The sequence below is a fragment of the Cobetia crustatorum genome (genome assembly GCF_000591415.1).
Taxonomy (GTDB): Bacteria; Pseudomonadota; Gammaproteobacteria; order Pseudomonadales; family Halomonadaceae; genus Cobetia; species Cobetia crustatorum.
In genome coordinates this window covers 125,037-147,991 of sequence record NZ_JEMF01000039.1, presented here as the reverse complement: position 1 = coordinate 147,991, position 22,955 = coordinate 125,037, and the positions used below count along the sequence as shown (strand labels likewise).

Annotated in this window: 19 protein-coding genes and 1 pseudogene; 16 read left to right on the top strand and 4 right to left on the bottom strand. The window is 59.1% G+C overall.

Going from position 1 to position 22,955, the window contains the following annotated elements; all coding sequences use genetic code 11:
* Positions 1-112 precede the first annotated feature (112 nt).
* On the top strand, positions 113-319 hold the full coding sequence (locus tag BF12_RS0109755) for a cold-shock protein (RefSeq protein ID WP_024952115.1): 207 nt from the start codon (positions 113-115) through the stop codon (positions 317-319).
* A 233-nt stretch (positions 320-552) separates the two neighbouring features.
* Here BF12_RS0109755 and BF12_RS0109750 read toward each other — a convergent pair whose 3' ends face one another.
* Positions 553-1,464 carry a LysR family transcriptional regulator gene (locus tag BF12_RS0109750; protein WP_024952114.1) on the bottom strand — a complete coding sequence of 304 codons (912 nt, stop codon included), beginning with the start codon at positions 1,462-1,464 and terminating at the stop codon, positions 553-555.
* 507 nt (positions 1,465-1,971) lie between these two features.
* Here BF12_RS0109750 and BF12_RS0109740 point away from each other — a divergent pair.
* Together BF12_RS0109740 and BF12_RS0109735 are read left to right on the top strand one after the other, a co-directional pair.
* Entirely contained in the window at positions 1,972-3,192 is a 1,221-nt protein-coding gene (locus BF12_RS0109740; protein WP_024952112.1) for a hypothetical protein, read from the top strand.
* A 181-nt stretch (positions 3,193-3,373) separates the two neighbouring features.
* Complete coding sequence (locus tag BF12_RS0109735; protein ID WP_024952111.1) at positions 3,374-3,994, top strand: FMN-dependent NADH-azoreductase; 621 nt, start codon at positions 3,374-3,376, stop codon at positions 3,992-3,994.
* 108 nt (positions 3,995-4,102) lie between these two features.
* Here BF12_RS0109735 and BF12_RS0109730 read toward each other — a convergent pair whose 3' ends face one another.
* A complete protein-coding gene (locus BF12_RS0109730; protein ID WP_024952110.1) occupies positions 4,103-4,729 on the bottom strand; it encodes an IMPACT family protein in 627 nt (208 codons plus the stop codon).
* Between the two features lie 44 nt (positions 4,730-4,773).
* Positions 4,774-5,250 (bottom strand): LexA family protein, encoded by a 477-nt coding sequence (locus BF12_RS0109725; protein ID WP_024952109.1) that lies wholly within the window; start codon positions 5,248-5,250, stop codon positions 4,774-4,776.
* A gap of 515 nt (positions 5,251-5,765) precedes the next feature.
* On the opposite strand from BF12_RS0109725, the gene ccmA reads away from it, so the two are divergent.
* The 13 genes and pseudogenes from ccmA to BF12_RS19520 all read left to right on the top strand — a co-directional run bounded on the left by ccmA (position 5,766) and on the right by BF12_RS19520 (position 21,462).
* Positions 5,766-6,485, top strand: a complete 720-nt coding sequence (ccmA, locus tag BF12_RS0109720; RefSeq protein WP_024952108.1) for a cytochrome c biogenesis heme-transporting ATPase CcmA — start codon at positions 5,766-5,768, stop codon at positions 6,483-6,485.
* On the top strand, positions 6,482-7,210 hold the full coding sequence (gene ccmB / locus BF12_RS0109715) for a heme exporter protein CcmB (protein WP_024952107.1): 729 nt from the start codon (positions 6,482-6,484) through the stop codon (positions 7,208-7,210). The genes ccmA and ccmB overlap by 4 nt, the downstream gene beginning before the upstream one ends.
* A gap of 208 nt (positions 7,211-7,418) precedes the next feature.
* Entirely contained in the window at positions 7,419-8,192 is a 774-nt protein-coding gene (locus BF12_RS0109710) for a heme ABC transporter permease (RefSeq protein ID WP_439644505.1), read from the top strand.
* Positions 8,193-8,375, top strand: a complete 183-nt coding sequence (gene ccmD / locus BF12_RS0109705; protein WP_246116440.1) for a heme exporter protein CcmD — start codon at positions 8,193-8,195, stop codon at positions 8,373-8,375.
* A 91-nt stretch (positions 8,376-8,466) separates the two neighbouring features.
* Positions 8,467-9,017: pseudogene (gene ccmE / locus BF12_RS19525) on the top strand (cytochrome c maturation protein CcmE).
* Positions 9,017-11,008 (top strand): heme lyase CcmF/NrfE family subunit, encoded by a 1,992-nt coding sequence (locus BF12_RS0109695; protein ID WP_024952104.1) that lies wholly within the window; start codon positions 9,017-9,019, stop codon positions 11,006-11,008. Before ccmE ends, BF12_RS0109695 begins: the two are co-directional and overlap by 1 nt.
* Positions 11,005-11,613, top strand: coding sequence for a DsbE family thiol:disulfide interchange protein (locus tag BF12_RS0109690; RefSeq protein ID WP_024952103.1), 609 nt, complete (start codon positions 11,005-11,007; stop codon positions 11,611-11,613). Before BF12_RS0109695 ends, BF12_RS0109690 begins: the two co-directional genes overlap by 4 nt.
* A complete protein-coding gene (locus BF12_RS0109685) occupies positions 11,610-12,140 on the top strand; it encodes a cytochrome c-type biogenesis protein (RefSeq protein ID WP_024952102.1) in 531 nt (176 codons plus the stop codon). The genes BF12_RS0109690 and BF12_RS0109685 overlap by 4 nt, the downstream gene beginning before the upstream one ends.
* A complete protein-coding gene (ccmI, locus tag BF12_RS0109680; RefSeq protein ID WP_024952101.1) occupies positions 12,137-13,477 on the top strand; it encodes a c-type cytochrome biogenesis protein CcmI in 1,341 nt (446 codons plus the stop codon). Before BF12_RS0109685 ends, ccmI begins: the two co-directional genes overlap by 4 nt.
* A gap of 212 nt (positions 13,478-13,689) precedes the next feature.
* A complete protein-coding gene (smc, locus tag BF12_RS0109675; protein ID WP_024952100.1) occupies positions 13,690-17,214 on the top strand; it encodes a chromosome segregation protein SMC in 3,525 nt (1,174 codons plus the stop codon).
* A 259-nt stretch (positions 17,215-17,473) separates the two neighbouring features.
* Positions 17,474-18,721 carry a cell division protein ZipA gene (locus BF12_RS0109670; RefSeq protein WP_024952099.1) on the top strand — a complete coding sequence of 416 codons (1,248 nt, stop codon included), beginning with the start codon at positions 17,474-17,476 and terminating at the stop codon, positions 18,719-18,721.
* 267 nt (positions 18,722-18,988) lie between these two features.
* Positions 18,989-21,082, top strand: coding sequence for an NAD-dependent DNA ligase LigA (gene ligA, locus BF12_RS0109665; protein WP_051510910.1), 2,094 nt, complete (start codon positions 18,989-18,991; stop codon positions 21,080-21,082).
* 101 nt (positions 21,083-21,183) lie between these two features.
* Positions 21,184-21,462: a YheU family protein gene (locus BF12_RS19520; RefSeq protein WP_035159774.1), complete on the top strand. Its 279-nt coding sequence runs from the start codon at positions 21,184-21,186 to the stop codon at positions 21,460-21,462.
* Positions 21,463-21,604: 142 nt separating this feature from the next.
* Here BF12_RS19520 and BF12_RS0109655 read toward each other — a convergent pair whose 3' ends face one another.
* Positions 21,605-22,855: a 2-hydroxycarboxylate transporter family protein gene (locus BF12_RS0109655; protein ID WP_246116457.1), complete on the bottom strand. Its 1,251-nt coding sequence runs from the start codon at positions 22,853-22,855 to the stop codon at positions 21,605-21,607.
* Positions 22,856-22,955 lie beyond the last annotated feature (100 nt).

The window sequence follows — 22,955 nt, the reverse complement described above, 5'->3', positions numbered from 1 at the left end:
GCCTTGAGCGCGCCGAAATGCCTCGCTGATTTGATGCATGGTTTTGCTTTGCCCACGCTCTTCGGGTAACGCCCGTTCTAATTAAACATGCTCATCAGAGAGGATATTTCTCATGGCTACCGGTACAGTTAAGTGGTTCAACGACGCTAAAGGTTTTGGTTTCATCGCTCCGGCAGACGGTGGTGACGACCTGTTCGTTCACTTCTCCGAAGTCCAAGCAGACGGCTTCAAGACTTTGCAGGACGGCCAACAGGTCTCCTTCGACGTCACCCAAGGCCAGAAAGGCCTGCAGGCAGCTAACGTCAAGGCTGTCGACTGATCATCACTCATCGCGGAGTACACTTCGCGTGAGATGATAGATGTCAAAACCGTCCCAGCTTATGCTGGGACGGTTTTTTTGTGCCTATGAAAAACGCTTGGCATGATGCTGTCGCAATATGGTGGGCAGTATCATGCCAGGTAGCGGACATCAAAAAGCCCACCATGCCCGTATTGACTACGTGGCATGGTGGGCTTTTTCAGATCGGTTGCTTTTGATCAGTCAGCGAAGCGTCAGGCAGGCTTCACGCCATCGAGTACCTCGAAAGAGGTCTCGCGGGCGGTACGCAGAAAATCATCCATCCACGGCGTACCTAGTAGATCTTCCCTGACGGCGGCGTAGAGTGTCGCCCAGATGCCGTCGCCCAGTGATAGTCCCCGCACGTAGTCGCGTGACAGGTACTCGGTCAGCGCCCAGTTGGGTAGCGCCGTGACACCACGGCCACTGGCGACCAACTGCATCATCATTACCGTCATTTCGGCGGTGCGTATCTCGCGCGGAGCAACATTGGCCGGTTCCAGAAACTGGGTGAAGACATCGAGGCGGTCGTGTTCGACCGGATAGATGATCAGCACTTCATCACGCAGGTCTTCAGGAGCCACATGCCCCTTGATTGCCAACGCATGCTGACGGGCCACGGCTAGCATGACTTCATAGCGGAACAAGGGAATGTAGCGAATACCCGTCATTTCCACCGGGTCTGCAGTGATGACGAGGTCCAATTGCTCGCGCCCCAGTGCACTGAGCGGCGCGAAGCTGTGTCCCGAAGGTATGTCGACTTCAATTTCCGGCCAGTGGTCACGAAAGCGATCGACGGTTGGCATCAGCCACTGGAAGCAGCTGTGACATTCGATGGCCATGTGCAGCCGCCCTTGTTCGCTGCCGGCCATGCGTGTGATGTCACGCTCCGCCATGCGGAATTGTGGCAATACTTGCTCTGCCAGCGATAATAGTCGCTGACCAGCGCGTGTGAATTCTACCGGCCGCGTCTTGCGCACGAACAGCAGCGTGCCGAGTCGTTCCTCAAGATCTTTCAGCTGATGCGAGAGAGCAGACTGGGTGAGGTGGATGCGCTCGGCAGCCTCGACCAGCGAACCGGCATCACGTAGAGCTAGCAGGGTACGGAGATGACGTAATTCGAGCATGGTGAGTGTTGCTCATGTTGATGATTAGATTAATTAGTTTTATTCAATTTTTGGCGGACACGAGACTGAGGTCAATCGCCTAGACGTAAAAAGGCGCACAAGAAAACCATTCTAAATATAAATGATGCCGCCACGAGGGTGCTGATGGAGCACACTCATGACACTGTCTCACACTCTTGGCTATCCGCGTATCGGTGCCGATCGTGTACTGCGCTTGCGTCTGGGCTGATCAGTCATGCCTTGATTCAGTCATCTATGGGTTGAGTCGTCTATAGAGAGAGAGCGATGCCTTGGCATCGAAAGCGTCGGGTATCATGCCAGGCGCTTTTTTATGCGCGCCATTTCTCTTTTGTGCAGGCCCACAAGACGTGAAAGTCTTGATAAACTTTCTGCAAGGCGCGCCAGGACGGCGTCGTCATCTTCGCCTTCGAGTCCAGTGGCGGCGCCGATTCTCTTTATGGAGTTACCGCGCCTTATCCTGCACCCAGGCATGCCCAGGGAGGGCTCATGTCCCGTCAGCGCTGTCATCGTTTCGTTGCTATCTCTGCCTCCTGCAAGAGAGAAGGCTTTGCTCTCGCCCAGTTACGTAGAGTCGCTCCTCTGGCGCTCGCGGGGACGGCGCTTGTCATGGCAGGTTGTACCTCGTTGCCATGGAGTCATGATGCCGACAAGGCGTCGCGTGGCCATCCGATCCCACTCAAGATACCTGCCCCTGTCAGTGATCCACGCCCCGTCGTCAGCAAGGCACCTGCAACACCCGCGCCGCCGGCTCCCAGTGCTGAAGATCTTGGGCGAGCGCCGGCTATCAAGTTGCCGGGCGCTTTCTTGCCGCCCGTGAGCGCGCGCGAATATCAGGTCTGGCGCTGTACGCCAGCTCAGGATTTGCTGATGGCTTTCGGTCAGTCGGCTGCAGGTGCGACATCAGGCCATCATGATCAGCCCCAAAAGGACAGGCTGCATCTGTGGTCACGCGACCATGCCTACACGCTGGAGCACGTGATCAGCGCCTCAGGGGCACGTTATCAAGCGGAAGGTACGGCACCGATGTCAGAGGGCAAGATCGAGCACAGGGCTGAAAAAGAGGCTGAAAAAGAGGCTGATAAGGACAGCGGGCAGGAGAGAATGAAGAAGAAAGCGAAGCAAAAGGAGGTGGAAAGCGGCGGCGAGAAAGGGCTGGAAGTCTGGTTCAAGGGCACGCAAGCTACGCTGCGCAATGCGCGTGGCAGGCTTGAATGCGAGCAGGATGATCGACGCCAGATCCGCCCGATAGCCAGTGAACCGTTGCTGGTCGCACAAGGCAATGAGCCCGGTTGGCAGGTCAGCCTGGATAAAACGCGTAATCTGCTGACATTGACCGCTTCCGCGGGTCTGCTAGCCTCGGCTCATGGTGACAGCCTGGTAGCTCGCTCCGCAGATTCGCCAGAGGAGTTACTCATTGCGCGGTCTGATGTGCTTGCAGACGAATCGATCGTGGCTGCAATGCCTGCTGTAATCGCCTCCACTGCTACGGTGCTGACGTTGCCCTACCGTGTAGCAAAAGATGACGCCGGCGAACGAGTGCTCAAGGCTACGTTGCCGAAAGGTGCCAGTGGCGTGGAGCACCTACAGTTTTCTGTTACGCCGGGGGCTTGCTTTGATTCCATGCAGGGCGCTCCCTATCCGCTGACGGCAAGCCTGACACTGGATGGCCGTACGTTGGGCGGGTGTGGTGAGGCATTTCGCTATTGAGGTGGTGATAGAATCATTCGGTTTTATCACATGATTCGCACAATAATTGTCGCTTTTTGTACAAGTGGATTCACTTATGATGGCAGCACGACGAAGCGAGCTTTGAGGCATTCAGCATTGATGCTGGCTCACTGATTCAGTCGCTCGCTTGGCTACTCATCTGCTTAAAGGGAATCTGCTCATGTCTACTGCGCCGCTCAATGTCTTGTTGGTATCCGCTTCACTGTTCGATGACAACGGTAACTCTCGTGTACTGGCAGCCTCATTCGTCCGTGCGCTGGAGGCGTCCGGTCTTCAATATAAGCTGACACATCATGATCTGGTCGAACGTGATCTGCCGCATCTCGGAGCGGCAGAAATGCAGGCATGGATGACGCCAGCAGATGAGCGCACTGCAGCGCAGCGTGAGCTAGTCATGTTGTCAGATACCTTCCTCGCCGAGCTGCGAGCAGCCGATCTGCTGGTAATCGCCGCCCCGCTTTATAATCTGGGCATACCGAGTCAGATGAAGGCATGGTTCGATCGCGTGCTACGTGCCGGTGAAACCTTCAATTATACGGCGCAAGGTCCAGTCGGCCTGCTGGAAGGCAAGCAGGCATTGGTACTGGCAGCGCGTGGAGGGGTTTATGCCGGTAGCGAGCTGGACTCTCAGACACCGCACCTCAAGTCCATGCTGGGATTGATGGGCATCGCAGACCAGCATTATGTTTATGCAGAAGGACTCAACATGGGCGATGAATATAAAGCCAAGGCCATGACAGAGGCGCAGTCAGGCATCGCGAACTTCGTTGAAATGCTATAAAGATCATCGCTCAGTGAGACTCTGCACACGACAGCGCCGCCCTTGGGGGCGGCGCTGTCGTGTGCAGGTCAGTCACTCAACTGTTCGATATGTGCGCGGAACGTATGCTCAGCTCGTCTCATCAAGCACTTGCAGTGCTCCCTTGAGTCGGGCACGTAGCTCCTCAAGCGGTGGGGGAGTCCCACCCAGAGGCCATCCCGCCGTCAGTATCACGCCGTCAGCGGTATAGTCACCACCATCGATCGGTACTCCGTAGCCGCTTAACCAATGGCGTATATCGGCTTCGTGAGCAAAGCCGACCTTGAAACGACGTGGGGTACGTGGAGTGAAGGTCGTGGTCGGTAGCTGTTCAAGCCCTTCAAGTACGGAACGACTGTAGGCGCGTGCCAGTCCGCCAGTACCGAGCTTGATGCCACCAAAATAGCGGATGACCACGCACGCCACCTGGCCGACACCGCTGCCTTCAAGTACCTGATACATCGGCCGACCGGCAGTGCCGCCGGGCTCCCCATCATCGGAGAAGCCAATCGCATTCTGCTCATTTGGTGCACCGGCAATGAAAGCGGTGCAATGATGGCGTGCATTGGGGTGTGTGAGATGCGCTCTGGCCAGCAGTCGGGCCATGCCATCAGAGGTGGGCGCATGCGCGAGCCAGGCAATGAAGCGGCTCTTCTCGATTTCGATGCTGTGCTCGTGATGCGCCTCGGGCGCCAATGCAGGTATCAGATAGCTCATCGTGCCATCTTACCGCAGTCACGCCACCAATGAGGCGCAGGATCTCAATGCGTCACAGCATTGCCGCGCACGACTCCCATCACCATGCCGAGTACTTCGATGTCTGCATTCTTGAGATATATAGGTGCCATGCTGTCGTTGGCCGGTTGCAGGCGCACACCGGACTTCTCGATATAGAGCTTCTTCAGCGTCACTTCCTGCTGGTTGATCATGACCACGGCTGTTTCGCCATTCTCGGCACTTTCACTACGCTCGATGATGATGATGTCGCCATCATGGATGTTGCAGTTGATCATCGAGTGGCCACGTACACGCAAAGCATAAGTGTTGCGGCGCACCATGCGCGACGGTACGGAAATGGTGCCGCAGTCGGCGATGGCTTCAATGGGCACTCCGGCGGTGATGTTGCCCAGCAGCGGGATATCCATCAGATGGCAAGCTTCGATTTCTTTCCAGGCTGCATCATTGAGCGGCAGATTATGAAGGCGCTGAAGGTAGTGCGGAGTGTGAAGTCGTGACATGAGCTATCCCCTAATGCCATGCGGCCGGTGCAGTATGTGCGTTGGCCTGCGGTGCAGCGTGGAGGGTCGTCAGGCTAAGTTCATCTGTGGCCTGCTAGGCTCTGCGAACATGATGACAACGCGATAGAGCCGACCCGATCAGTCTGCTGCCTGCGGTGTGGCAGGCATGCGATGAAGGTACTGTATGGATACTGTTTTTGTATACAGTGTTTGCATCATAGCAATCTCTCACGACGAGGCAAGAGGGAAGAATGTCGGGATGGATATTTGAGCATCTTTGTGTCGTATGAATATGCATCAGTTTTGTCTAATTTAATATACTGACCATTGACGCTGCCTTGAGTTTGCACTGCCTTTGCCCGTGGCGGCATTTGGCTAGAAGGCTGCATGGGCCGGTGCTGGAAAGGTACATCGGTGGTCAGTGTCGGCCTCAGCTCGTAGAATGGCGACCAGTGATCGACACGGGTTGATCACTGTTGTCGTACTCCACGACGGTTCAGCATCGGGATTGTGAGATGTCCATTCAGCCTGCTACTGATGCCGCTTATTCTGCACCGCCTCTGTTGGCGGTAGAGGCGTTGAGCTGCGAGCGTGATGAGCGCTGGTTGTTCCGCGAACTCGATTTCATGCTGTCTGGCGGAGAAATTCTGCAGATAGAAGGCCCCAACGGCAGCGGCAAGACCACGCTACTCAAGATTCTGTCGGGTCAATTCAATGACCATGAGGGCGAGGTATATTGGCGAGGACAGCCAGTGTCGCGTGCGCGCGGTGATTTTCTGGCATCACTGCTTTATCTGGGGCATCAGCCCGGTATCAAGGGTGCCCTGACGGCGCTCGAGAATCTTGCCTGGTATCAGGCGCTCGGCGGGGTTGTAGACCGTGTAGCGGGTGTTGATTCTGTGAATGCACCGTGGGCAGCACTCGCGGCAGTTGGGCTTGCAGGCTTTGAAGATGTTCCGGCCCAGCAGCTGTCGGCGGGTCAGCAGCGACGTATCGCGCTGGCTCGGTTGCATCTCACGCCGCGGGCATTGTGGGTGCTTGATGAGCCATTCACTGCCATTGATATCGAAGGTGTGGCAGCGCTGGAGCAATTGCTGCTCGCGCATGCCGAGCGCGGCGGTAGCGTCGTGATGACGACTCACCATCGCTTTTCGGACCCATCGCGGTTACGGCGCATTCAGCTCGGTGGCAATGTCGATGGTCAGAGACCAGCGCTTGATGAGGAGTCCGCATGAGGCGCGAGCCACTGATACCACTGGCGGAGAGCAACGCTGCGAGCACGGGGTCACTAGGAGCAGCGATGGCCGCCACGCTCACGCGTGATCTGCGTCAGGCATTGCGACGACGGAGTGAGCTGATCAATCCACTGGCCTTCTTCGCGTTGGTGATCACGCTATTTCCGCTGGGAATCTCACCGGACAAGGCGCTATTGGCGACGCTGGCACCGGGGCTGGTCTGGGTCGCTGCGCTATTGGCAACATTACTGTCGCTGGATGGCCTGTTCAGACAGGACTTCGACGATGGCAGTCTTGAACAGCTTTTACTGACCCCGCAGCCGTTACCGCTACTGGTCTTGGCCAAGGTGGTGGGCCATTGGCTGTTGACCGGCTTGCCGCTGGCGTTGATGGCGCCGCTACTGGGTGTGATGCTGGGTTTGCCGAGCGCTGCCTTCGGCGTGCTGATGGCATCGTTGGCACTTGGCAGCATGAGCCTGTCATTGATCGGTGCGATCGGCGCCGCACTGACAGTCGGGTTGAGACGTGGTGGTGTGCTGCTGTCCTTGATCATCCTGCCGCTGTATATCCCGGTACTCATCTTCGGGGCGGGCGCAGTACAAAGCGCCGTGGCAGGGCTACCCAGCCTGCCACATCTGGCCATTCTGGGTGCCATGCTGGCACTGGCGCTGTTATTGGCACCGCTGGCTATCGCAGCGGGCCTGCGCTTGAGCGTCAATGGCTAACCTGATGCGATCACTCGATTTCACTGCGGCATGTGGCCCTGGGGCACCTGCCGGCATGAACCCTGACATGAGGTCTGCGTGAACGCCGAAACTGACTCTCACAACGCTGGCTCTCGTAAAGCGCCTGCGCGCCAAGAGCCTTCCCCCCCGTGAGCGTACCGCTGAGGTACGTCCGCGCAAGGGTGGGCTGTGGCCGTGGCTACACCGTATGAGTGCGCCCGCGACCTTCTTCGCAGCGAGCTCACGCTGGCTGCCGTGGCTGTGGTCATTGGCGATCATCATGCTGCTCATCGGCAGTGTCTGGGGGCTGGCCTTTGCTCCGGCGGACTATCAGCAGGGCAACAGCTTCCGCATCATCTATGTACACGTGCCGGCGGCCATTCTCGCCCAGTCGTGCTTCATGTTGCTGGCGGCTTGCGCGGTGATCTTCCTGGTCTGGAAGATCAAGCTGGCGGATATGGTCGCCACTGCCGCCGCACCCATTGGAGCGCTGATGACGGCGCTGGCACTGTTCTCCGGTTCCGTGTGGGGCATTCCCACCTGGGGTACCTGGTGGATCTGGGATGCCCGCCTGACCTCGATGCTGATCCAGCTATTTCTTTACCTCGGGGTGATCGTGTTGCGCGGCGCCTTCGCCAGTCGTGATAGCGGCTCACGCGCCGCCTCTATTCTGGCCTTGGTCGGTATGGTCAATATCCCCATCATCAAGTATTCGGTGGACTGGTGGAGCACACTGCACCAGCCTGCCACCTTCACGTTGAGCGAAGCACCGCCGATGCCGGCCAGCATGTGGATACCCTTGTTGCTGATGGTGATGGGTTTCTATGCCTTCTTTACGGCGCTGGTGCTGATGCGTACGCGGGTGGAGGTGTTGCGGCGCGAAAGTGCCAAGCAGTGGGTGCGCCTGCTGCTGAATATCGTGCCTGAGCGCGCCTCATCAGTTCACGCTGCATCAGTCCAAGCCAAAGATGAGAGGCACTGAATGATGGCCTTTACGAGTGTCGCCGACTTTTTCGCGATGGGCGGCCATGCCGTTTATGTGTGGTCCGCCTGGGGACTGACGACCGCTGGGCTGATGGGATTGGTAATCTCCACGCGCTTGTCTCGCCGCGCAGTAGAAGCCGATATTCGTCGTCGCGTGCGTCGTGAGCGCTCCCACAGCTGATGTCGTTTTAATCTCCGGCTGACGGTCAGTTGGTCTGGCGTTATCTGCTTCCTGTTGCTTGTCTGCCCCTTGCCCTGATTGAGTCTTGACCATGAACCCCAAACGCAAGCAGCGCCTGTATATCGTCACGGCCATCGTGCTGCTGGCCTCCCTCGCGGTGGGCCTGACGCTCTATGCCCTGCGCGCCAATATCAATGCCTTCTACACACCGACCCAGATTGCGAGCGGCGAGGCGCCCGAGGGGCGTCAGATTCGTGCGGGCGGCATGGTGCGCGAGGGTAGCGTGAGCCGCGATAACGAGACGCTGGACGTCATCTTTACCGTCACCGATTTTGATCGCGATGTCACGGTGCATTATCAGGCATCCTGCCGGACCTGTTCCGTGAAGGGCAGGGTGTGGTGGTGATGGGCACCTTTGACGGCGAGCATCTCGAGGCCAGCGAAGTGCTGGCCAAGCATGATGAGAAATACATGCCGCCGGAAGTATCGGCAGCGCTCAAGGCCTCTGGTCGCAGCGTGTCGGGCGACAAGGTCATTGAGAAGGACATGGGAAAAGGCATGGAGAAAGGAAGTAATAGCGACAGAGACAGCGCGCAGAGCGTTGAGCCAGCCAGTGACGTGACACCGCAGGAGACACCGTGATGGTGACGCAACTGTTGCCGGAAATCGGTCATTTTGCGCTGATTCTGGCCGCCTGTCTGGCCTGTGTGCAGGCGGTCGTACCGCTCGTTGGAGCGGCCACGCGTCGTCCGCTATGGATGAGTTATGCACAGCCGATGGCGTGGGGGCAGTTCCTGTTCGTCTTGTTGGCCTATGCCTGCCTGACGGCGGGATTCATGCTCGATGATTTCAGCGTCGCCTACATTGCCAATAACTCGAACAGCCAGTTGCCGTGGTACTTCAAGTTCAGTGCGGTGTGGGGCAGCCATGAGGGGTCAGTGCTGCTATGGAGTCTGATTCTGGCCGGTTGGGGATTTGCCGTCTCACTGGGCGCGCGTCATCTTCCGCGTGACATGCTGGCCCGCGTGCTGGGCATCATGGGGCTGATCTCGACAGGTTTCCTGGCGTTCATACTGCTGACCTCCAACCCATTCGCGCGCCTGCTGCCAGACATGCCTACCGATGGCGCGGACCTCAATCCGCTGCTGCAAGACATAGGCCTGATCATCCATCCGCCGATGCTCTACATGGGCTACGTCGGTTTCTCGGTGGCGTTTTCCTTCGCGATGGCCGCCTTGTTGGGCGGGCGTCTCGATGCCGCCTGGGCGCGCTGGGCACGACCGTGGACCAATATCGCCTGGGCGTTTCTCACCGTCGGCATCGCGCTGGGCAGCTGGTGGGCCTACTACGAGCTTGGCTGGGGTGGATGGTGGTTCTGGGATCCGGTCGAGAATGCCTCCTTGATGCCGTGGCTGGCTGGTACCGCACTGATCCACTCGCTGGCGGTCACGGAAAAACGTGGCGCCTTCAAGAGCTGGACGGTGCTGCTGTCGATCTTCGCTTTCTCGCTGTCGCTGCTGGGCACCTTCCTGGTGCGTTCCGGCGTGTTGACGTCAGTGCATGCCTTCGCCAGTGACCCGGACCGCGGGCTGTTCATCCTTGTGTTGCTCGGTATCACCGTCGGCGGCTCGTTGCTGCTGTTTGCGCTGCGTGCGCCACGTGTACGCTCGACACTCGGCTTTCATTGGCTGTCGCGGGATGCCTTCCTGCTGGTCAATAACCTGATTTTGCTGGTGATGATGGTCACCGTGCTGTTGGGTACCCTCTATCCGCTGGTGCTGGATTCGCTGAATCTGGGCAAGATCTCGGTGGGCCCGCCGTACTTCAATGCGCTGTTCGTCCCGCTGACCACGCTGCTGTGTGCCTTCATGGGGCTGGGACCTTCTTCGCGCTGGAAGCAGATGCAGGGCCGCGAAATCTTCCGTCGTCTGGCACTGTCTGGTGTTGCCGCGCTTGTCATCGGTGGACTCCTGCCGCTCACTCTGGATATCGCATGGAGTGCCTCGGTGGCGCTGGGTCTGGTGATTGCACTGTGGGTCGTGTTGCCACTGTTGCGAGACCTGTGGGACAAGAGCGCCTCGAAGGCCGGCCGTCTGGCGGGCCTCAAGCGGCTGACACCCAGCTACTGGGGCATGCAGCTGGCGCACTTGGGAATCGCGGTCACTATCGTCGGCGTGACGTTGGTCTCCAATACCGAGGTCGCTGAAAACGTGCGCATGACACAAGGCAAGGTGGTCACGGTAGGCGGCTATGAATTCAACATGACGCAGCTTGGCGAATATCGTGGTCCCAATTACCTGGCTAATCGCGCCACGGTCGAGGTCAGCCGTGAGGGTAAGCCCGTCACCGTGTTGCATCCGGAGAAGCGTCTGTTTCTGGCCAGCGGCATGCCGATGACTGAAACCGCGCTGGATGCCGGCTTCACGCGCGACCTCTACGTTGCCATGGGCGAAAAGCTTGATGATGGCAGTTGGGCCGTGCGGATTCAGGTCAAACCCTTCGTGCGCTGGTTGTGGCTGGGGGCGTTGCTGATGGGGGCGGGCGGTGTGATTGCGGTGCTGGATCGTCGCTACCGTCGTCGAGTCGACCCGCGCCCGACATCACTCACGACCGAGCGGGAGGTGTCCGTATGAGCATGCCTCGTCTAGTGCTTTTCGTGCCGCTGCTGATCGTGGTGGGATTGGGTGCCTTTCTTTATCAGCGCCTCGATGATGACCCCTATGCGCGTGATTCCGCGCTGCTGTCGCGTGACTTCCCCACCTTTACACTGAGCACGCTGGAAGACCCTGACGCGCGTGTCAGCGAGTCGCTGCTCAAGGGGCAGGTCAGTCTGGTCAATGTGTGGGGCGAATGGTGCCCGACCTGCAAGCACGAGATGCCACAGCTGCTGGATCTCGCGGATCGTGGCGTACGCATGATCGGCGTGGATTACAAGGACACGCGCGACAAGGGCCGTACCTTCCTTGAGGAATTCGGCGACCCCTTTGAGATCAATATATTCGATCCCGAGGGCACGCTGGGCTTTGATCTGGGCGTCTACGGCGCACCCGAGACCTTTCTTGTCGATGCTCAGGGCGTGATCCGCTATCACCACACCGGCTATATCCGCCCTGAAGATGTGCGCGAGATCATCTTGCCGACACTGGAGCGCATCACAGCTCCGGCGGCAGGCGGTAGTGATGGTGGCAGTAATGGTAGTAGTGGTAGTGGTAGCGATGGCGAGGAGGAGACGACATGAGTCGACTCAAGCATTCACTCGCCAGTGTCGCTGTTCCGCTGGTTCAGGCGTTGGTCGTGTTGCTGTTCCTGTCATGGCTGGCGGCTGGCAAGGCGCAGGCCGCCATCGAGATGCATCAGTTCAACAACCCGGTGCTGCAGACGCGCTATGACAGCCTGACGGCCGCGCTGCGCTGCCCCAAATGTCAGAACCAGGCGATTGGCGACTCGGATTCACCCATTGCTGGCGACATGCGTCAGAACGTGGCGGACTTGCTCAATGACGGGCGCAGCGACAGCGAGATCCAGAATTTCATGGTCGATCGTTTCGGCGAGTATGTGCTGTATAACCCGCGCCTCGATGGCCGCACCTGGTTGTTGTGGGGTGGGCCGGCCGTGTTGATTCTGCTCGGGCTTGGCGGTGTGGCACTGATCGTACGTGCCAGGCGCCGTGCAAGTGTGCGTGCGCTTGACCCTGACGAACAGGCCAGAGTCTCTGCGCTGCTGAAGGCTCATGGTCGCCCTCGAAATGGAAAGGAATCTTCATGACGCTGCTATGGCTGGCGATTGGCCTTTTATTGATCCCTGCCGCCTGGTTGCTGCTGTTGCCGCTCCGGCGTGCTCGCGGTACCCATGCGGCTCAGCAGGCCTTTGAGAGTAATGACGGCCTTGAGGCCGAGAACGTGCGCGTCTATCAGAGCCGTCTTGCGTCGTTGGAGCGCGGTCACGCACGCGGAGATATGGACGATGCGGCGTTGGCAGAAGGGAGGGTCGAACTGGAGCGTAGCCTGCTGGAAGACGCCGAGGCAGCCCGCCGTGCGCCACTAAAGGCTGCTGTCAGTGGACGCTTGCTGGTACCGCTGCTGGTCGTGAGTATGGCGGTAGGCTCGCTGTACTGGTATCAACTCGAGGGCGCGAGTGGTGATCTCGCATTGACGGCCGCCATCGAGGCGACGCCGATACATGATGCCGCCAGTTTCAAGGCACGTATCGCCCGTTTGCGCGCTGAAGCCGACGCGCAGCCGGATAACGCCAAGGTATGGATGGCGCTGTTTCCGCTATATCGTGATGCGGGTCAGCTCAACGAGGCCATGCAGGCACTGGATGTGCTGATACGTCTTGAAGGGCGAGTGCCAGCATTGCTGGCGCAGATGGCGCAGCTCAAGTTCTTTGCCGCTCAGCGCACGCTGACGAATGAGGTACAGGCGCTGGTCGATGAGGTACTGGCCGTAGACCCGCGCCAGCCAACAGTGTTGGGGCTGCTCGGTATCGATGCATTCGATCATTCCCGCTATGAGCAGGCCATTGATTACTGGCGCAAGGCGATTGCAGGCATGGAGAACCCCGGTGCAGCCAAGGCGCTGCGCGAGGGGATCAGCGCGGCACGTGCCCGCATGGCACAGGCCGGTGAGGTAGATGCTTCGGTCGCCTTGAGTGAATCAGCACTAGGCGATGCCAATGACAGTGATACTGTCGATGACAGTGCCAAGACCGTTGATGCCGCGCAGCTGACACTGACCGTTACCCTGGCACCTGCACTCAAGGCATCATTGGCAGGAAATCCCGGGGCGACGCTGTTCATCGTCGCGCGTGATAGCGCGGGTAAGCTACCCCCGCTGGCGGTCGTGCGGACCACGGCGGATCAGCTGCCACTGACGGTTACGCTATCGGATGACAACGCGATGGCTCCGATGGCGCGTTTATCAATGGCTGATGAGGTGAATCTCGTCGCCCGTATCTCGGCCTCTGGCGCACCAGCCGCTCAGGCGGGTGACCTCGAGGGGCGGCTGTCCGACGTGACGGTCACGCGTGGTGATACGGCTGCCGAAACGCCATTGGCTCTGCATATCGATCATGTGGTGGGCGCCGCGGCCACCACTCCGTAGGGGATAGGCCGGGCCGCGTGCAATGCACTGCCTTGTTGCAGTCTATTGCTAGTGCCTGGAATCACGACTCGGCCTGCAGTGTGGATGACACGCTGCAGGCCGTCGTGGTTGGGGCCACCGGCGCTTTTGGGTAGACTGCGCGCTGGTTTTTCAAAATTATCTTCGTCAGACCCTTTTTTCACGTTTTAGACCTCAAGGACGCGCCAGGCGCAATGCGGCTCAAATCGATCAAGCTGGTCGGCTTCAAATCTTTTGTCGATCCAGTCACCGTGCCTTTTGATAGCAACATGACGGCGATACTCGGCCCCAACGGCTGCGGTAAATCGAACGTCATCGATGCTGTGCGCTGGGTCATGGGTGAGTCCAGCGCCAAGAACCTGCGTGGTGAGTCGATGACAGATGTCATCTTCAATGGCTCCACCGGCCGTAAGCCGGTCGGTCAGGCCTCCGTCGAACTGACCTTCGACAATGCTGACGGTAGTCTCGGAGGTGCCTGGTCCGAGTATGCCGAGATTTCCGTCAAGCGTCTGGTGACACGCGAATCCCAGTCCGGCTACTTCCTCAATGGCCAGAAGTGTCGCCGCCGCGATATCGCCGATGTTTTCCTCGGCACCGGCCTTGGGCCACGTTCCTATTCCATTATCGGGCAGGGGATGATCTCGCAGTTGATCGAGGCACGTCCCGATGATCTGCGCGGCACCCTCGAAGAAGCGGCCGGCATCTCCAAGTACAAGGAGCGCCGCCGCGAGACCGAAAGCCGCATGAAGCGCACCCAGGAGAACATGGAGCGCCTTGATGATCTGCGTGAGGAACTCGACAAACAGCTCGAGCGCCTCAAGCGTCAGGCCGAAGCGGCGCGGCGCTATCAGACGCTCAAACAGGACGAATATCGCCTCAAGGGTGAACTGGCTGTGCTGCGCCGTCGTGGGTTGCGGGCACAGCAGCGCGATCAGCAATCTCGTGTCACCGAACTGGAAACTGGCGTCGAGCGCGAGATTCTCGGCCAACGTCAGTGCGAAAGTCAGTTGGAAGAACAGCGCTACCAGCACGATGAACTCGCGGGTGAGTTGGAAGTTCATCAGGCGGCCTTTTACGAGACGGGGGCCAAGATCGCGCGTCTCGAGCAAAGCCTGGAGCACGCCCGTACGCGTGAGCAGCAGCTGGCGGCAGACCTTGAAGTCGCACGTCGCGAACTCAGCGATGTGCAGCGTATCGAGGGCGAGGATGGCGAGCGTCTGGAGATGATCGACGCACGTCTTGAGGACATTGCACCCGAGCTTGAGATGGCGCGCGAGACGCTCGAAGGGCTTGAGCTGTCACTGGAAGAAGCCGAAGAGCGGCGTCAGGACAGTCAAAGTGAGTGGGAGCGTTTCAGCCAGGCAGATAACGAGGCGCAACGTGGTGCTGAGCGTGCCCAGAGCGAGATTCAGCGTCTGGAAAGCGCAATTGGTGAAGCGGAGCGTCAGCGCGAGCGTCGCCGTCAACAGCTCGGCGAGTTGCCAGATGTGGCAGAACTGCGTGAGGCCCGCGAGGAGCTCCGTGAGCAACTCGATGAGGTGATGCTCCAGGGAGAATCTCTCGAGTCACGCCGCGAGCAGGCCAGTGAAACGCGCGAACAGGCGCAAGCCAATCGGCTGGCACTGGACGCCGAACGTGACCAGTTGCGCCAGCGGCGTAATGTGCTGCAAGGCGAGAAGGCCTCGCTTGAAGCGCTGATAGAGGCCGCGTTGCGTGATGACGATGACTCACTGGCCGCGCATCTGGAAGCACATGGTCTGTCACAGGCACCTGCGCTGGCCGAAGGGCTGGAGGTCGATACTGGCTGGGAGTCTGCCAGTGCCTGGGTGCTGGGGCCTTTCCTGCGTGCTCGCATGGCGAGTGCTGATCAGTCGCCGCTGGCAGGGTCGCTGTCAGAATTGCTGGCGGCGCTGCCCGGTGGCGAACTGTCGATGGTCGAGACGGCCAGTGCTGAGGCTGCACCGACGGGCACACTGGCTGCGCGTATCAGTGGTGCTGCGGCACTGAATGGCTGGCTGGCCACTATCCAGTGCGTCGAGACGCAGGCAGCCGCCTGGCAGCAACGTGACTCACTGGCGGCTCATGAGAGTGTGTTGACGCCTGATGGCCTGTGGTTAGGCCGTGGCTGGAGCCGCCGTCAGGTTGCCGGTGAACGTGCTGACAGCGTGATTGCTCAGCGTTCGCGTCTTGAGCAGGTCACGCTGGAGCTAGAGGCACTGGATGCCCGTCTTGAGGACATTGAGGCACGGCTGGCAGAAGCCTCCGAGCAGATTGCTGTCGCCGAGGCTGCGCTCGAAAATCTGCGTGTCGAGGAGCGTGAGCTGGGTGAACGCCAGCGTGAGCTGAGCCTCAAGGAAGCGGGGCTCGCCAGTCGCCTTGAGCATGTTGATGGTCGTGCGCGTGAGCTCGATGAAGAGCTCGCACAGCTGGCAGAGACACGTGAGGGCCACGCGCTGGCGCTCGAAGAAGCCCGCGAGCGCTGGCAGCAGACGCTGGAGTCGGTCGAGAACAATGCACAGGCACGTGAGACGCTGGAGCAGTCGCGACGCGATCACCAAAGTGCACTGGCTGGATTACGTGCACAGCAGGCACCGGCGCGTGAACAGGTCAGCCGTCTCGACATGGAGCGCCAGCGCCTGGTGACTGAGCGCGATGGCATGCAGGGTCAGCGTGCGCGTGCGAGCGAACAGCGCGAAAAGCTGGCAGAGCGAATCGAATTGCTTGAAGCCAGCCGTGAAGAAACGACGTTGCCGCAGGAAGAAGAGCGTGAGCAGCTCGAAATGTTGCTCGAAACTCGGCTTTATCAAGAAACCAAGCTAAACGCCTGTCGTGATAAGACTCATGAATTAGTCGAACAGATGCGTCAGGCAGAGCAGTCGCGCCAGACCCATGAACGTAATCTGGAAGGCATCCGTCAGCGGCTCGAAGAAGGGCGCATGCAGGTGCAGGCATTGACACTTAAGGCCGATGCGCAGGATGAACAGCTGGTGGAGCTGGGCTATGACGAGACCGCAACGAGCCTTCTCGAAGACGGTCTTGACCCCAATGCCACCGAGTCTGCCTGGAGCCATAACCTCGAGCAGGTTGGTGAGCGCATCAAGCGGCTTGGCGCTATCAACCTGGCGGCCATCGAGGAATACGACCAGCAGGCTGAGCGCCGTAACTACCTTGAGGCTCAGCATGCCGAGCTGACCGAAGCGTTGGAAACGCTCGAGCGTGCCATCCGTAAGATTGATCAGGAAACACGGGTGCGATTCAAGGATACCTTCGACAAGGTCAATGCCGGAATCCAGACGCTTTTCCCGAAGATCTTCGGTGGTGGGGCCGCGTGGTTGACGCTGACAGGCGATGATTTGCTGGAGACGGGAGTCGCGATCATGGCGCGTCCTCCCGGCAAGAAAAACTCCACCATCCATCTTCTGTCAGGAGGCGAGAAAGCACTGACAGCACTTGCATTGGTGTTCGCTATCTTCCAGCTCAATCCGGCGCCATTCTGTATGCTTGATGAAGTTGATGCGCCGCTGGATGATGCGAACGTTGGCCGTTATGCCAGACTGGTGAAAGAGATGTCAGAAAGCGTACAGTTCATCTATATCACGCATAACAAGATAGCGATGGAAGCGGCAGATCGGCTTATGGGCGTTACCATGCAGGAACCAGGTGTCTCGCGACTGGTCTCTGTAGGGATAGAAGAAGCTGCGGTACTCGCCGAAGCCTGAGATAAAAGCCGTGCAAGAGGGCAAGGTCATCCTCACGCACGGCAGCCAGTAGCCGGACTTGCGGCCTAGTTGGCAAAATCTTGTTGCACGGAGTGATCGAAAGCACTACGACTTTGCGTCATAGTGTCAGTCAGGGATAATTGAAGGGCGATTGCGTAGGTCACCACCACAGGATTGACATTCGAATAATGTCCCCTTTTTCTGCAATCGCGCTATGCTGTTTACGTGCATGGTGCCCAAGCAAACAGGCTAATGACCCATGGAATTGAGAGAGTGGCTCATCTTGTTGGGGTTGGTGCTGGTCGCAATCATCGTCGTTGACGGTGTGCGTCGGCTCCAGCGTCAACGTCGAGTACCCCGTCTAGATAGAGTGGGTACGATGGATTCTACCGATGCTGCAGATGCGGCTGCGGGAGAAGAAGACGTAGTAGTGGATAAACGCGACAACTGGGAGCTGCCGAACGGCGGTTACCGGGTGATCGGTGATACTGAGCAGCATGACGAGGCAGAGGAAGACGATTCTGTGCTCGATAATGCTCACGGTATCAAGGCATCGCGGGTGACTCAGCCGAGTCGTCCCGCGGAGCGTATGGAGCGACGTGAATCACCGGAGCGCAAGGGCCTTGGCCAACGTGCTGCGGCGTTCGGTGCGCGCGCCAGTCAGTCGATGCGTGACGTGACCGCCAGCTTGAGTGCGCGCCGTGAAGATGAAGAAGATACCGTTCACCGTGAACCAGCGCTGCATGATGAACAAGGCGACCCCGCCGATCATGATGCCGTCTCGCATGAATCTGAAGACGATGTGAGCATCTCTGCTTCGCGGGCCGATAATATCGAGCCGATGGCAGAGATTCCGGAGACAGAAGGCTCGACCGCGTCGGCATCGGACATGCCTGATGCCAGCACGACCTCTTCTCGTAAAGAGCCGATACTTGAAACGGAGTCTTCTTCTAGCGCCACTGCGCAAGAAGAAGAGAGTGAATCTGTCGATGAGCGTCATCCGCTGGTGATTCGTGCCGAGCGCAACAAGGTCGATGATGGGCTAGCCCGCGACATGCTGGCGGATGCCAGTGAAGTCATTATCATTTCCGTGATGGCGCGTGGTGATTCAGGTTTCAGCGGCGAGGATGTGCTGGGTGTATCACTGGCCTGTGGTCTGCGTCATTCCAACATGGGGCTGTTCTTGCGCCATGAAGAGGAAAGTGAAGACAGCCCGCTGCAGTTTGCGATGGCCAATGTAGTCAAGCCGGGTATCTTCGATCCTGAAGAGATGGTCGATAGTCAGCTGGATGGTGTGACCTTCCTGATGCCGCTGCCAGGTGCAGACGATACGTCTGCTGCGTTCGAGACAATGGTCGAGATCGCCATGTTGCTGGTACGTCGCCTGGGCGGTGAGCTGAAAGACGAGAACCATAGCGTGATGACCGCGCAGACCATCGAGTTCAAGCGCCAGCAGGTACACGAATTCGAACGCCGCAATCGTCTGCACCGCTATCAAGCCAATTGAGACAGGCCAATTGAGTGTCTGAGTCAGCAAGTCTGTCATGACGCCAACGGCGACCTTCGGGTCGCCGTTGGCGTTTCTGCCATGTGCAGCGTTTGGGTACAATGGCAGCATCATGGCGATCCACTCGGTATCGAGTTGGTGTATCGTCACCCGCTTTTCAGGTCGTCCAGTGTCTGCAGACTTGCTGCACTGGCAAGGCCACTGTTTCGAGTGAATGTCATGTCAGCCCAGGATGATCTGTTTTCCGCCTCTCTCGTCGATGGGGCGATGCCTGATGAGTCGGCCGCTGCGCAGGGTGTTCCCGATGATGTGCTGCTCGAGGTCGAGCGTCTGCATGGCGAGCTGCTCGAGGCTAACCATCGGTACTACGTGCAGGACGATGCGACACTGACTGATGCTGACTACGACACGCGTCTGCGTCGTCTGGAGCAGCTTGAAGCCGAGTATCCGCAGTTGGTAACGCCACAGTCGCCTACGCAACGGGTCGGCGCGGCACCGGCGACCGGCTTCGAGGAAGTGCAGCACGCCGTGCCGATGCTGTCGCTCAACAATGCTTTTGATGGTGATGAACTACGTGCCTTCGTGCAGCGGGCCGCCAAGACGCTGGAGCTGCGTGATGGCAGCCAGCTAAGCTTTTGTTGCGAACCCAAGCTCGATGGCCTGGCGGTATCGCTGATCTATGAAGATGGCGTGTTCGTGCAGGGTGTCACGCGCGGCGATGGCCGCACGGGTGAAGGCATTACTACCAATCTGCGCACGATTCGCTCTATCCCGCTCAAGCTTCGTGGCGAGAACCTGCCTGCGCTGCTTGAGGTGCGCGGTGAGGTCTATATGAGCCATGCCGGCTTCGAGGCGCTCAATACGCGTGGCCGTGATGAGGAGGGCAAGGTATTTGCCAATCCGCGCAATGCCGCAGCGGGTAGCCTGCGTCAGCTGGATTCGAAAATTGCCGCATCGCGGCCATTGGAGTTCTGTGCCTATCAGGTCGCGCGCCTCGACGAGTCACTGCTGGCCAGTGATGCTGGCAGTCGCCACTCTGGTTTGATGGCACTGCTCAATGATTATGGCTTCCGCACCAGTCCGCAGCTCGAGGTGGTCAGCGGGGCCGAGGGCATCATCAACTATACGCAGCGCCTCGGTGAACGGCGTGATGGGCTTGATCACGATATCGATGGTGCGGTCATCAAGATTGATGAGCTGCGTTTGCAGCGCGAGTTGGGCTTCGTGGCACGCGCCCCGCGCTGGGCCATCGCTTACAAGTACCCGGCGCAGGAGCAGGAAACCACGCTGGAAGGCGTCGACTTCCAAGTGGGGCGTACCGGCGCGTTGACCCCCGTCGCGCGGCTGGCGCCGGTGCAGGTGGCAGGTGTGGTGGTCTCCAATGCCACCCTGCACAACATGGATGAAGTCGAGCGACTGGGCGTGCACATCGGTGATCGAGTCATCATTCGTCGTGCAGGCGACGTCATTCCGCAGGTTGTACGCGTTGCGCAAGAAGGTGAGAGTCGTGAGGCTATCGTGCTGCCGGACGGCTGCCCGGTGTGTGGCTCCGAGATCGAACGACTTGAAGGTGAAGTCGTGGCGCGCTGCGCCGGTGGCTTGATCTGTGCGGCCCAGCGCAAGGAAGCGCTCAAGCACTTCTCCAGCCGCAAGGCACTGGATGTCGATGGACTTGGCGAAAAGCTGATCGAGCAACTGATCGAGCGTGAGCTGGTCAAGACACCTGCTGATCTATTCGCACTGGATGCCGCGACGCTGGCCGAACTGCCGCGCATGGGCGAGAAGTCAGCCACCAATCTGGTCGCATCGCTCGACAAGAGCCGTCATACCACGCTGGCACGCTTTGTCTATGCACTGGGTATCCGTGAAGTGGGTGAGGCTACGGCCGCAAGCCTCGCCGCGCATTTCGGTACGCTTGAAGCATTACGTGCCGCGGATCAGGTAGCACTGGAAACAGTGGATGACGTAGGGCCTATCGTAGCGGCGCATATCCATACCTTCTTCGCACAGCCGCATAACAATGAGACCCTTGAGGCCTTGTTGGCCTGTGGACTGACGTGGGAAGAAGTCGAGATTGGCGAGCGCCCGCAACCGCTGGCCGGCCAGACCTGGGTGCTGACGGGTAGTCTGGAGAGCATGACGCGTGATGAGGGCAAGACGCGCCTGCAGGCATTGGGAGCCAAGGTGGCCGGCAGCGTCTCGAAGAAGACCGCTGGCGTCGTCGCTGGTACCGCCGCAGGCAGCAAGCTGGAGAAAGCCATGCAACTGGGTCTCACCGTATTGGATGAAGACACCTTCGTCGCGCGGCTCGCTGATTGGGAGTCGGGTGACATGAATGAATCAGAAGGAACGGACGCATGAGTACGGATACGCTGAATGAGCCGCTACAGGAACTCCCTGTCTCTTCCCACAGCGCCACCCATGATCAGGAGGTGCCCATGAGTCAGATGCCACTCGACCAGATGGACCCGCGCGAGCGTTTCATCGAGGTACCGTCACGCATGCTGCCCGCTGAGACACGCCGTGCCTTGCTGGAGACCTTTGTCACCCGTCAGGGCTACGACACCACTGATGTGGGGGAAGGCATGGCGGGTTGGGTCGCGGAGCTGGAAGGTCAGCTATCACGCGGCAAGTTGCTGATCGTCCACGACATCGGTACTGAATCCACCGAAGTGATGACGCTGGAGCAATGGCAGTCTTTCGGTCGCCAGTTGGCAGATGATGAGGAAGAAGGTGACTGAGTAGAGTCCGTAGCCTGATTCACGCTTGAACAATAGCTGAGTCATCTCTGAGCCATGTCTTAAAACCGACAACGGCCCTGGCGTGAGCCAGGGCCGTTGTCGTGAGTGGTGTTACCGTGAAGCAGATAAGCGTAGAAAAGTGCTACGCGAACCACATCGGCACGACCAGACTCGAGATCAGCAGAATCAGCGCGCCGCCCAGGCGAGAAGAAATCTGGGCGAAAGGCATCAGCTGCATGCGATTGGCGGCCGACAGTACGGCGACGTCACCGGTACCGCCCATGTTGGCCATACACAGCCCGGCAGTGATGGCTGATTCGATGGGGTAGAAGCCGACCAGCTTGCCGACGATACCGGCGCCGAAGGCTGCGCCTGCGACAACCCCGAACACGATCACTACGTAGGTGATGGTAATGGCATCGATTACCTGACCGAGGTCGGTGTAGGCCACGCCAATGCCGAACAGTAACGCGAAGGTCCAGTTGCCGGCCACGAAGCGGAACCACTGGGCGGCGGCCTGATTGATGCTTTCCGGCACCAGGTTGGCGCACTTGAGCACTGCCACGGCGATGATCATCAGCGCATATGGGTGCAGCGGGATGACCTTGCCGATGATCTGGCTGGCGACGAAGAAGCTCATGGCGATCACCATGCCGATGCCCAGCTGGGAAAGATCAGGTGCGCTCTTCTCTTCACGTACCTCGACGCCCGGCATCATCTGGCCACCGCCGGTGAGGGATGGGAAGCGCTTGCCAAGGCCGTTGAGCAGGCCAGCAATGATGATGGCGAAGACATTACCCAGTGCCAGTGCCGGCACCAGAATCGAGATGTAGTAGCTGGCGGGTTGTCCCAATAGCTGCTCGTAGATCTGGCTCATCGGCACGGCACCAGCACCCATGCCGCCCCCCATGATGGGCAGTGCGATGATCATCACCGCGTCCTTGGGCGAGAAGCCCATGATCCAGCCGACCAACATCGCAAACAGCGCCGCGAACAGCACGGAGCACAGCAGCGGCAGAGCGAAGCGCGCCCCGACCTTGACCAGCACGCGGGAGTCCATGCCGAGGATGCTGCCGGTAATCAGTGCCGCGATGTAGAAGTTGAGGAAGCCGCCGGCTTTCATGAACTCGCTGACATTGGCTGAGACGTCCTGTGGTAGCCAGCCCATATAGATCAAGGTTGCGGCACCGAAGATGGCGAGGATGGCACCGCCGCCCAGATAGCTGCTGATGATCGGCAGGCGGTCGCCGAGAAAGCCGAGCAACTCACCGAGAATCATCATGACCAACAGCGCACCGATCATGCCAGTGGGCAGGGTATCCGAGGCGATGGCACCGATCAGCACCAGTAGCGGTAAGGCAAACATCGGCAGGGACATGCCGAAGATCTGCATCCCGGGACGAGAGGCCTCAACGGTAGGCGAGGCTGAGGCGGCCTGAGTGGCGTTTGTCATGCGTGCTCCTCATCCTGCGTGGACATGCCGCAGGACGTAT